Origin of the sequence: Escherichia sp. KCJ4928, assembly GCF_004352695.1 — a bacterium.
In the GTDB taxonomy this organism is placed as follows: domain Bacteria; phylum Pseudomonadota; class Gammaproteobacteria; order Enterobacterales; family Enterobacteriaceae; genus ECMA0423.
The window spans coordinates 1-10,936 of record NZ_SJWV01000141.1 but is presented as its reverse complement, the minus strand read 5'-3'; the positions used below and the strand labels follow the sequence as shown (position 1 = coordinate 10,936).

The 10,936-nt window shown below is 50.8% G+C and carries 11 protein-coding genes; 7 read left to right on the top strand and 4 right to left on the bottom strand.

Annotation, left to right across the window (positions count from 1 at the left end):
* The first annotated feature begins 109 nt into the window (after positions 1-109).
* Genes E0D98_RS17455 through lptG form a run of 7 tightly spaced genes read left to right on the top strand, consistent with a single transcriptional unit; the run spans position 110 to position 6,581 of the window.
* Positions 110-823 (top strand): dTMP kinase, encoded by a 714-nt coding sequence (locus tag E0D98_RS17455; protein WP_001076237.1) that lies wholly within the window; start codon positions 110-112, stop codon positions 821-823.
* Between the two features lie 31 nt (positions 824-854).
* The gene (locus E0D98_RS17450; RefSeq protein ID WP_000339532.1) at positions 855-1,613 is read left to right on the top strand and encodes a hypothetical protein; all 759 of its coding nucleotides are present in this window, start codon (positions 855-857) and stop codon (positions 1,611-1,613) included.
* A gap of 45 nt (positions 1,614-1,658) precedes the next feature.
* Positions 1,659-3,008 (top strand): lipopolysaccharide biosynthesis protein, encoded by a 1,350-nt coding sequence (locus E0D98_RS17445; protein WP_047086995.1) that lies wholly within the window; start codon positions 1,659-1,661, stop codon positions 3,006-3,008.
* Positions 3,008-3,832, top strand: a complete 825-nt coding sequence (locus tag E0D98_RS17440) for a hypothetical protein (protein WP_000984977.1) — start codon at positions 3,008-3,010, stop codon at positions 3,830-3,832. Before E0D98_RS17445 ends, E0D98_RS17440 begins: the two co-directional genes overlap by 1 nt.
* A gap of 11 nt (positions 3,833-3,843) precedes the next feature.
* Complete coding sequence (locus tag E0D98_RS17435) at positions 3,844-4,404, top strand: YtfJ family protein (RefSeq protein WP_001315848.1); 561 nt, start codon at positions 3,844-3,846, stop codon at positions 4,402-4,404.
* Between the two features lie 30 nt (positions 4,405-4,434).
* Positions 4,435-5,505, top strand: coding sequence for an LPS export ABC transporter permease LptF (lptF, locus tag E0D98_RS17430; RefSeq protein ID WP_000779644.1), 1,071 nt, complete (start codon positions 4,435-4,437; stop codon positions 5,503-5,505).
* Positions 5,502-6,581, top strand: a complete 1,080-nt coding sequence (gene lptG / locus E0D98_RS17425; protein ID WP_001378393.1) for an LPS export ABC transporter permease LptG — start codon at positions 5,502-5,504, stop codon at positions 6,579-6,581. Before lptF ends, lptG begins: the two co-directional genes overlap by 4 nt.
* Before the next feature lie 35 nt (positions 6,582-6,616).
* Here lptG and E0D98_RS17420 read toward each other — a convergent pair whose 3' ends face one another.
* Genes E0D98_RS17420 through E0D98_RS17405 form a run of 4 tightly spaced genes read right to left on the bottom strand, consistent with a single transcriptional unit; the run spans position 6,617 to position 10,701 of the window.
* A complete protein-coding gene (locus E0D98_RS17420) occupies positions 6,617-7,789 on the bottom strand; it encodes an aminotransferase class I/II-fold pyridoxal phosphate-dependent enzyme (protein ID WP_000524966.1) in 1,173 nt (390 codons plus the stop codon).
* Entirely contained in the window at positions 7,789-8,037 is a 249-nt protein-coding gene (locus E0D98_RS17415) for an acyl carrier protein (RefSeq protein WP_000248097.1), read from the bottom strand. Before E0D98_RS17415 ends, E0D98_RS17420 begins: the two co-directional genes overlap by 1 nt.
* 31 nt (positions 8,038-8,068) lie before the next feature.
* On the bottom strand, positions 8,069-8,983 hold the full coding sequence (locus tag E0D98_RS17410) for an NAD-dependent epimerase/dehydratase family protein (RefSeq protein ID WP_001077133.1): 915 nt from the start codon (positions 8,981-8,983) through the stop codon (positions 8,069-8,071).
* Complete coding sequence (locus E0D98_RS17405; protein WP_001390306.1) at positions 8,980-10,701, bottom strand: fatty acyl-AMP ligase; 1,722 nt, start codon at positions 10,699-10,701, stop codon at positions 8,980-8,982. Before E0D98_RS17405 ends, E0D98_RS17410 begins: the two co-directional genes overlap by 4 nt.
* Positions 10,702-10,936: the final 235 nt, after the last annotated feature.

Below are 10,936 nucleotides of genomic sequence, written 5' to 3'. Positions count from 1 at the left end.
GCGTAATTCAGGTCAATGTCACAATTAACCATTGTCACAATAAGGTTGAACGGATATTCTGAGCACGGACCACGTAATATTCAATACATTATTTACTGCCGGGTTTTTCGTGAATCAACGTAATATGTCAATAATTAATTCCACGCCAGTGCGTGTTATTGCCATTGTAGGATGTGATGGTTCAGGTAAATCGACCCTCACGGCAAGCCTGGTAAATGAACTGGCAGCAAGAATGCCAACAGAACACATTTATCTCGGGCAATCGTCCGGGCGAATTGGCGAATGGATTTCACAGCTCCCTGTTATTGGCGCACCTTGTGGGCGTTATCTGCGAAGTAAAGCGGCACATGTGCACGAAAAACCCTCAACACCGCCTGGCAATATTACTGCGCTGGTTATCTATCTGCTTTCCTGCTGGCGGGCGTACAAGTTTCGCAAAATGTTGTGTAAAAGCCAGCAAGGCTTTCTGCTCATCACCGACCGCTACCCGCAGGTTGAAGTGCCGGGTTTTCGCTTTGATGGCCCGCAATTGGCAAAAACCACGGGCGGTAACGGTTGGATAAAAATGTTAAGGCAGCGCGAGCTGAAGCTGTACCAATGGATGGCATCTTATTTGCCCGTATTGTTGATTCGTCTTGGCATTGATGAACAAACCGCGTTTGCGCGTAAACCTGACCACCAACTGGCAGCGTTACAGGAAAAAATCGCCGTTACGCCGCAACTGACATTCAATGGCGCAAAGATCCTTGAACTGGATGGGCGACACCCCGCCGATGAAATTCTGCAAGCGTCACTACGCGCAATTCACGCCGCGCTTTCCTGATCACCAAAATGGATAGGGGATGATTTAACGAATGGATGCACTACAAACTCAAACTGTTAATAGTACAACCGCGCCGCAGCCCAACTACATTCCGGGGCTGATTGCGGTGGTCGGGTGTGATGGCACCGGTAAATCCACACTGACCACCGACCTGGTGAAATCGCTGCAACAACACTGGCAAACCGAGCGGCGCTATCTGGGGCTGCTCTCCGGCGAAGACGGCGACAAAATCAAACGATTGCCGTTGGTTGGCGTCTGGCTGGAACGGCGACTGGCGGCCAAATCCTCGAAAACCCAAAGCATGAAAACCAAATCTCCGGCGCTATGGGCGGCGGTGATTATGTACTGCTTCTCGCTGCGAAGAATGGCGAATCTACGCAAGGTTCAGCGACTGGCGCAAAGTGGCGTTCTGGTGGTCAGCGATCGCTTCCCGCAGGCTGAAATTTCGGGCTTTTATTATGATGGACCGGGGATTGGCGTCGAACGTGCGACCGGGAAAATCAGCATGTTTCTGGCGCAGCGCGAACGGCGTTTATACCAACAAATGGCGCAATATCGCCCGGAATTAATTATTCGCCTGGGCATTGATATTGAGACTGCCATCTCCCGCAAGCCTGACCATGACTATGCCGAGCTGCAGGACAAAATCGGCGTCATGTCGACGATTGGCTATAACGGCACAAAAATTCTTGAGATTGATTCCAGAGCGCCCTACAGCGAAGTGCTGGAACAGGCACAGAAGGCGGTTTCTCTGGTTGCCATCGTTTCTGACCGCCGAAGTTTAACTTAAGGCTGGCGGGATACTTTTTACTATCAACGATAAGGTCAGGCTGAATTGGCGGGTTTTAACATCAAACATTGGTTTGCAGATGGCGCGTTTCGCACCATTATTCGCAATAGCGCCTGGTTAGGCTCCAGTAATGTCGTGAGCGCCTTGCTGGGTCTGTTGGCGCTCTCGTGTGCCGGTAAAGGGATGACGCCCGCCATGTTTGGCGTACTGGTGATTGTGCAATCGTACGCCAAGTCGATCAGCGATTTTATTAAGTTTCAGGCATGGCAACTGGTGGTTCAGTACGGAACGCCAGCCTTGACCAACAATAATCCGCAGCAATTTCGCAATGTCGTCTCATTTTCCTTCTCGCTGGATATCGTCAGCGGCGCGGTGGCGATTGTCGGCGGCATTGCCTTACTGCCATTCCTTTCCCATTCATTAGGTCTGGATGACCAAAGCTTTTGGCTGGCGGCGCTGTATTGCACGCTCATTCCTTCAATGGCTTCCTCCACGCCGACCGGCATTCTGCGTGCGGTAGATCGCTTCGATTTAATTGCTGTACAGCAGGCGACGAAACCTTTTCTGCGCGCAGCGGGGAGCGTCGTAGCCTGGTATTTTGACTTTGGTTTTGCGGGTTTTGTTATTGCCTGGTACGTGTCGAATCTGGTTGGCGGCACCATGTACTGGTGGTTTGCAGCGCGCGAATTACGCCGCAGAAATATCCATAATGCCTTCAAATTGAATCTGTTTGAGTCTGCCCGACACATCAAAGGCGCGTGGAGTTTTGTCTGGTCAACCAACATTGCCCACTCCATCTGGTCGGCGCGTAACTCGTGCAGCACAGTGCTGGTGGGGATCGTGTTAGGACCCGCTGCCGCCGGGTTATTTAAAATCGCCATGACATTCTTCGACGCCGCCGGAACGCCAGCGGGTTTGCTGGGTAAAAGTTTTTACCCAGAGGTGATGCGTTTAGATCCGCGCACCACCAGACCGTGGTTGTTAGGTGTGAAGTCCGGTTTACTGGCGGGCGGAATCGGTATTCTGGTGGCGCTCGCGGTGTTTATCGTCGGCAAGCCGCTCATTTCGCTGGTGTTTGGCGTTAAGTATCTCGAAGCGTATGACCTGATTCAGGTGATGCTGGGCGCAATTGTGATTTCGATGCTGGGCTTCCCTCAGGAGTCATTGCTATTGATGGCGGGAAAACAGCGCGCTTTTCTCGTGGCGCAAACCATCGCCTCAATCGGCTACATCGTATTGCTGTTCATGTTCTGTCATCTGTTTGGTGTGCTGGGAGCAGCGTTTGCTTACTTCGGTGGGCAATGTCTGGACGTGGCGCTCTCGTTAATTCCAACCTTAAAGGCATTTTTTCAGCGCCATTCCTTGCTTTATAACGCAGCCGGAGAGAAATCCTGATGATGAGAAAATATTTCCCGCTTGAGGCGAGCGAGCGTCTATTTGTTGCGATTGAAGAAGATGATGTCGTTGATGCACAGGTTAGTTTGCCGCCGACTATTGCACTAAGTTGTACCACCGAAATCATTCATGATAATTACGCGTTATGCCTGCAATTCTGGCTCAATGGCGTTGATCGTCAGGAATTACTGCGTTTAGTTCGCAAACAAGCCAAAGGCGATGAGCTGACTGCTGATGAGCGCAAACAATTTAAATACATGCGAGCGCGCTACAAGCACCTGCGTTTTGCGCAACGGCTGTATTTAAAGAAGCATCAGGCCGGATTTTTATTCGGCAAAACGACCGTTTTTCTGGGGCGTTTTCAGGACGGCTTTCGTAACGGTAAGAAAAATATTGTGTCGTATTACGGCAACCTGTTACGGATTTATTTAAGCTCTCCGGTCTGGTCGTTGGTGAACTATTCATTACGCCATAGCCAGTTAGAAAGCGTAAGCAGTTTTATTGCCTATCGGCAAAAGCAAATGCATACCCTGAAAGAGATTATTGCCAAACCGCGACTAACCGGCAGGGAATTTCATGATGTGCGAAAAATCATCAGCCAACAGGTTTCTTATTACGACACCTTAAGATCGCTTGATCCTGAAAATAAAGAGGCGTTACAGATTTCCCGTTTCCTCGCCGCCATTAATGGCCTGATGGGAGATAAACACGACGACATGGTGGCGGATGATATGGAAAACCGCCAGTCGTATGATGCACCGTTGGCGCTGGATAGCGATATTCGTCAGCGCTTAGAGCTGCTGATTTCGCGTTTTCCGCTATAGCCGGAGCAATGATGTCATCTCGTTTGATTATTGCGTTGATTATCATGCTCTTAGCCCCGGGTGTGCAGGCACACAATTTCGTCACTGGCAAAACGGTTACCCCTGTTTATATCCAGGAAGGCGGCGAGCTGCTTCTGAATAGCGACGACGAAATTCACTACCAAAAGTGGAAAAGCACACAATTAGCGGGAAAAGTCCGCATTATTCAGTATATCGCCGGGCGTAAGTCGGCGAAGAAAAAGAACTCACTGTTAATTAAAGCGGTTGAAGCGGCAAACTTTCCGCAGGATCGTTTTCAGCCCACCACCATTGTGAACACCGATGATGCCATCTTTGGTACCGGCTATTTTGTCGTTGGCAAAATCGAAAAAAATAAACGCCGCTATCCGTGGGCGCAATTCGTTATTGACGGCAATGGACAGGGACGCGTTGCCTGGCGCTTGCCGGAGCAGAGTTCAACCATTCTGGTGCTGAATAAAGCCGGGCAAATTCAGTGGGCAAAGGACGGCAGCCTGACGCCGGAAGAGGTAGATCATGTCATTGCGTTGGCGCAGAAACTGATCAATGAATAAAAAACTCAAAGGATTGAGGGCGTTAGTTAGATGAAGCTGGTTGAACACTACATCATGCGTGGTACGCGCCGTCTGGTGCTGATTATCGTCGGTTTTCTGATCTTTATTTTCGCCAGCTACTCCGCACAGCGTTATCTGACCGAAGCGGCAAATGGGACATTAGCTCTTGATGTTGTGCTGGATATCGTTTTCTACAAAGTACTGATTGCACTGGAGATGTTGTTACCTGTTGGTCTGTATGTGTCAGTTGGCGTGACGCTAGGGCAGATGTATACCGACTCGGAAATTACCGCTATCTCTGCGGCGGGGGGCAGTCCGGGACGCTTGTACAAAGCCGTTCTTTATCTGGCGATACCGCTAAGTATTTTTGTCACCCTTCTGTCGATGTATGGTCGTCCGTGGGCTTATGCGCAGATTTATCAACTGGAGCAGCAGTCGCAGTCGGAGCTGGATGTTCGCCAGTTGCGGGCAAAGAAATTTAACACTAACGATAACGGACGAATGATCCTTTCGCAGACGGTTGATCAGGATAATAATCGCCTGACTGACGCGCTGATTTATACTTCTACTGCCAATCGAACCCGTATTTTCCGCGCCCGTTCGGTTGATGTGGTTGACCCATCACCCGAGAAACCGACCGTTATGTTGCACAACGGCACTGCCTATCTTCTCGATCATCAGGGGCGTGACGACAACGAACAGATCTACCGTAATCTGCAATTACATCTGAATCCGCTGGATCAAAGCCCTAACGTCAAACGCAAAGCAAAATCGGTCACGGAGCTGGCGCGCTCCGCCTTTCCTGCCGATCATGCCGAACTGCAATGGCGACAAAGCCGTGGCCTGACCGCATTGTTGATGGCGCTGCTGGCCATTTCATTAAGTCGGGTAAAACCGCGGCAAGGGCGATTTTCAACGTTATTGCCACTGACGTTGCTGTTTATTGCCATTTTTTATGGCGGCGACGTCTGCCGTACGCTGGTGGCTAACGGCGCGATTCCTCTCATTCCTGGTTTGTGGTTAGTGCCCGGACTCATGCTAATGGGCCTGCTGATGCTGGTCGCACGCGACTTCTCTTTGCTGCAGAAATTTTCCCGATGAATGTTTTCAGTCGCTATTTAATCCGTCATCTCTTTCTCGGTTTTGCCGCCGCCGCAGGGCTATTGCTGCCGCTTTTTACCACCTTCAACCTGATTAACGAACTGGATGATGTCAGTCCGGGCGGTTATCGCTGGACTCAGGCGGTGCTGGTGGTGCTAATGACCTTACCGCGCACACTGGTCGAACTTTCGCCGTTTATCGCCTTATTGGGTGGGATTGTTGGCCTGGGGCAGTTATCGAAAAACAGTGAGCTTACCGCCATTCGCAGCATGGGGTTTTCTATCTTCCGTATTGCACTGGTGGCGCTGGTTGCAGGGATATTGTGGACTGTTTCGTTAGGCGCGATAGATGAGTGGGTGGCGTCGCCATTGCAGCAACAGGCGCTGCAAATCAAATCGACCGCCACCGCGTTGGGGGAGGACGATGACATTACCGGCAATATGCTGTGGGCCAGGCGCGGCAATGAATTTGTGACGGTAAAATCGCTGAATGAGCAGGGCCAGCCGGTGGGCGTGGAGATATTTCATTATCGCGACGATCTCTCGCTTGAATCCTACATTTATGCACGCAGTGCCACCATTGAAGACGACAAAACGTGGGTCCTGCATGGTGTGAATCATAAAAAATGGCTGAATGGCAAAGAAACGCTGGAAACATTAGATAATCTTGCCTGGCAATCGGCCTTCACCAGTATGAATCTTGAAGAGTTATCAGTGCCGGGGAATACTTTTTCTGTCCGTCAGCTTAATCATTACATCCATTATTTGCAGGAAACCGGGCAACCCAGCAGCGAATACCGCCTTGCACTGTGGGAAAAACTGGGGCAACCCATCCTGACCCTGGCGATGATTTTGCTGGCTGTGCCGTTTACCTTTACTGCCCCGCGTTCGCCTGGGATGGGTAGCCGTCTCGCTGTAGGCGTCATCGTGGGCTTACTCACCTGGATCAGCTATCAAATCATGGTTAATCTGGGATTGCTATTTGCGTTAAGCGCACCTGTTACCGCGCTCGGTTTACCGGTAGCGTTTGTGTTGGTGGCGTTGAGCCTGGTGTATTGGTATGACAGACAACATTAAACCCGCCGTGGCGCAAATACCACGGCGGGCTCACATTACTGCTTCAGAGTAGCAAATGCCTGAATGATGGCATCGATTTGCTCACGACTGTGGGCAGCATTTACGCTACAGCGCAGCAGCGTGATGCCTGCAGGCGCGGCAGGCGGCAGGATAAGATTCACATACACGCCCAGCGAGATAAGCTCGCGCCAGATGCGTAAACCTTCCTCTTTCGAACCGATTATTACTGGCACTACCGGGCTAATATGTGAACTTAACTCATAACCCAGTTTTTGCAGACCGTCATACAGATGGTTGGCGTTATCCATCAGCTTTTGCCGCAGCTCTGGTTGTGTGGCAATAGTTCTTAACGACGAGCGCACGGTCGCAATGCAGGACGGAGAAGGAGAGGCGGTAAAAATATACGGGCGGCTGCCGTAGCGCAGCACTTCCATCGCTTCCGAACCGACAGCAAAACCGCCAATCGAGGCCAGACTTTTACTGAAAGTACCAACGATAATATCCACATCATCTTCAACGCCGACAGCTTCAGCCAGTCCGCGCCCCGTTGCGCCTAACACGCCAAACGAATGCGCTTCATCGACAATCAAATAACCACCGAGACGACGTTTGATATCAACAATTTCCGCCAGCGGCGCAACGTCACCGAGCATGCTGTAGATGCCCTCAACGATGATAATCGCCTCTTTCGCCCGTTCACCGAGGCGAACCATGCGCCGTTCCAGATCTTTAGCATCGTTATGGCGGAAACGAATAATTTCCGCGCCACCGAGAGAACAGGCGTCATAAATACTGGCGTGGCTGTCGGCATCCAGTAACACCACGGCGTTATGGTCGGCAAGTGCGCTGATGACGCCTAAATTAGCGGTATAACCGGTTGAAAAAACGATAGCGGTAGGGCGCTTGAAAAACTCGGCAATTTCTTTCTCTAACGCCAGGTGCGGCGCATAACTGCCGTTTGCCATACGAGAACCGGTGGTGCCGGTGCCTTGGGCCGCTAACGCTGCCTGACCTTCGCTGATGGCATCATGATTAAAGGTTAAACCGAGATAATTATTGGTCCCGGCCAGAATCACTTTTTTATTGCCGATCCGGCCTTCGGTGGCGGAATACACTTCATCAATACAGGTGCCAAACGGTGTTAACCCGTTGTCACTAAATTGCAGACGCTCGCCAGCAAGGCGCGCATATTTATCGTATAGCCCCATTATTTATTCTCCAGCCATGGAAGTAGAGTTTCCATTAATTGCGCAGGGGTTTTGACATCCAGCAGAATATTAATAGGAATGGAAATATCGAATCTGTCTTCCAGCATCATTAAGAGATCCATCACTTTGATCGACTCCAGGCCAAGATCGTTGACGAGATCGCTGTCGGGCTTAATTTCCACACCGTTTTCGACCAAATCCTGTAAACAGGAAAGGATGTAATCCATTACTATTTCACGATTTACCATAGAAACGTTAACACACCTTTAAACAAGACAATCAAAATAGCCCGTTGCGTAATGCTTGTTCCAGGCTAATCCCGGGAAACCAATTAATATCTTCAGAAATACGGTTATTACTTGCCGACCAGTCGGCGTGGGTTAATTCACGAATTTTCGAGCGGGTCAGCATAGGTTCTTTACCTGCCAGGCGACTCAACGCGGTACTGATATCCGCAAGGCAGGTGAGTACCGGCAGAGGAATACCAACCATTCGCACGGAACCACAACGGGCGTCGGCGGCAAGCTGTCGTACGTGTTGCCAGTCATAGCCGCCGGGGACGCCATCGCATAATTCATAGGTTTGCGTCTGTACAGTTTCGGCGCTTAACCACTGACCCACTGCTTGCGCAAAATCGGTGACGTGCAGGAAAGAGAGCTGTGTATCTGGTGCACCAAGTCGTGGCAGCAGGCCGCGCAGCATCCAGTCAAACAGCGGTTTTAACTCTTTATCGCCGGGACCATACACGGCTGTCGGGCGAAAAACGCCCAGCGTAATTTCGTCAGCCATTGCAGTCAGCCGTTGTTCGGCGATGTGTTTGGAATTTGCGTACCAGGAGAGCTCGGGATGGCGCGCCGCCAGCGAAGAGATAAACAGAAAACGTTGGCAAAAGCCGCTCTCTTTTGCTGCTTGCATCAGGCGCAGGCTGCCGTCAACGTTACAGTGGGTAAAAATCTCTTCTTTGTGTCCGCGCACTTGCCCGGCGCAATGGACCACCGCGCTGGCTCCGGCAACCAGTTCGCTAAGCGAATGTGTATCTTCCAGCGAACCGCGCACCCAAGTAAGATTATCATTGACGTGAGCGCGGGCAGTACGCGTCAATGCGCGAACGTGAAAGCCGCGGGCGAGCAGGTTATCGATAATATATTTACCGATAAACCCGGTAGCGCCCGTCACCGCGACAGTTTGATTCATGCCAGGGATTCCTGCACATGAAGGCTTGCAGCATAAGCCTTCTGATAACGTTTTTTCGCTTCCGCACGGGCAGGCTTGCCGGAGGACGTTCGGGGAATGCTGTGGGGCGGCAACAGATCGATAGCCGCTGTTACGCCAAATTCGCTTTGGATCCGTGCTGCCAGCGCGTGGATAAGCTGTCCGCGACGTTCTTCATCGCTGATCCGACACTGGATCTGCAAAATGATTTTTTCCTGGGCGGTAACAAAAGCAATCGCATCGCCAGAATGAATTTCCGGTTCCTGTTCCGCTATATATTCAATATCCTGCGGCCAGATATTACGGCCACGAATAATAATCAGATCTTTAATGCGTCCGGTGACATACAGATAACCGTCCAGCAGATAACCGAGGTCGCCGGTGTCTAACCAGCCCGTCGCGGCAATCTCGTCTTGCGAAACCTGGTCGCCAAAGTAACCGCTCATCAGGCTGGGGCCGGAGATGCAAATATGGCCTACCACACGTTCCGCGACCGGCATACCTGCTTCATTGCGGATTTCAATGCCATGTTCCGGCAACGCTTTGCCGCAGTTGACGAAAGTCGATACGGCGCGTGTTTCAGCACCCGGCGCGACGGCTTTGCCCTGATATTCTAGGATGTCGCGATCCACTTCGTTAACCACAACCCCAGAGCCTTCATCAGAGAAGCTGACAGCCAGCGCATTTTCTGCCAGTCCGTAGCACGGCATGAACGTTTTATCGTCAAAGTTAACCTGACGGAAACATTCAGCGAATTGATGGAGTTGTTCTGCGGAGATCGGCTCAGCACCAATACCAGCGACGCGCCAGCAGGAAAGATCCAGTTCAGCGAGATCTTTTTCATTCACGCGGCGTTGGCACAATTCATAGCCAAACGGCGGCGCAACGGAAACGGTGCCGCGATTTTTACTGATCAATTTAAGCCATTGCAAAGGACGCATGGCAAAATCCTGAGTGCGCAAATAATCTACTGAAAGTTGCGTGGCGACGGGGGTCAGGAGAAAGCCGACCAGTCCCATATCATGGTAGAAAGGCAGCCAGGAGACGCAGCGGTCGCCAGGGCGTAATTTAATGCCATCGTGGCTTATAGCACGTAGATTAGCCATCACTTCGCGATGGGTGATAATGACGCCACGGGGAAAACGGGTGCTGCCGGAGGTGTACTGGAGGTAGGCGATATCGTTCGGAACTGGACGCTGGAGCGCAACATCGGCTTCCGGTAATGCCTTAAACCAGGCGTGGCTTAAAACATGTAATTCGGGGTTGTTATGCGTCGCGGCATTGACCAGTGGCAACCACTCATCACCAGTGATAATGGCTGCGGGCTGGCAACTTGCCAGTAAACCCTGGAGTTTGGCGCTCCAGGAATCCCGCTGACCGACGCCCATTGGAATCGCCAACGGGACGGCGACTAAGCCAGCATACTGACAGGCAAAAAAAGCCTCTACAAACCCGCTACTCGTTTCGGCAATCAGCGCCACGCGTTCGCCTTTTTTCAGGTTCAGCGATAACAACCGCTTCGCACCAGCTTCGGCACGCGTTTTTAACGTCTGATATTCCAGTTGATCTTCAAGTTGGCAACGTCTGTCATAAAAATTCATTCCGGCGCTACTCAGAGCGGCGTAGTCCAAAGCATCAACCAGCGTTGGAAAATCGGCATAGCGCATAGGTAGGGAATGCGTAAAGATTTTATTAGACATATACACCACGAAAAAATTGGATATCAAAAATAAAATGACAATAATGCGGTGGATTATATAGGCATAAAAGATAAATGAGATAGTATTTTCATCGGTGTGAAAATGAACATTGATTTAAATAATGAGTTTAAGTTTTTTGTTTTTATTGTGAATGATATTTAATTTATGAATATATTAAGAAGAAGCCTTGTCCGGTCGCCTTAAATCGACAAAAGGCATTGAGGCGCTTCTGTGT

Coding starts and splice junctions, on each gene's coding strand:
- E0D98_RS17435 (WP_001315848.1), top strand. CDS start 3,844: ATGTCATCTCGTTTGATTATTGCGTTGATTATCATGCTCTTAGCCCCG.
- E0D98_RS17440 (WP_000984977.1), top strand. CDS start 3,008: ATGATGAGAAAATATTTCCCGCTTGAGGCGAGCGAGCGTCTATTTGTT.
- E0D98_RS17420 (WP_000524966.1), bottom strand. CDS start 7,789: ATGGGGCTATACGATAAATATGCGCGCCTTGCTGGCGAGCGTCTGCAA.
- lptF (WP_000779644.1), top strand. CDS start 4,435: ATGAAGCTGGTTGAACACTACATCATGCGTGGTACGCGCCGTCTGGTG.
- E0D98_RS17450 (WP_000339532.1), top strand. CDS start 855: ATGGATGCACTACAAACTCAAACTGTTAATAGTACAACCGCGCCGCAG.
- E0D98_RS17410 (WP_001077133.1), bottom strand. CDS start 8,983: ATGAATCAAACTGTCGCGGTGACGGGCGCTACCGGGTTTATCGGTAAA.
- lptG (WP_001378393.1), top strand. CDS start 5,502: ATGAATGTTTTCAGTCGCTATTTAATCCGTCATCTCTTTCTCGGTTTT.
- E0D98_RS17405 (WP_001390306.1), bottom strand. CDS start 10,701: ATGTCTAATAAAATCTTTACGCATTCCCTACCTATGCGCTATGCCGAT.
- E0D98_RS17415 (WP_000248097.1), bottom strand. CDS start 8,037: ATGGTAAATCGTGAAATAGTAATGGATTACATCCTTTCCTGTTTACAG.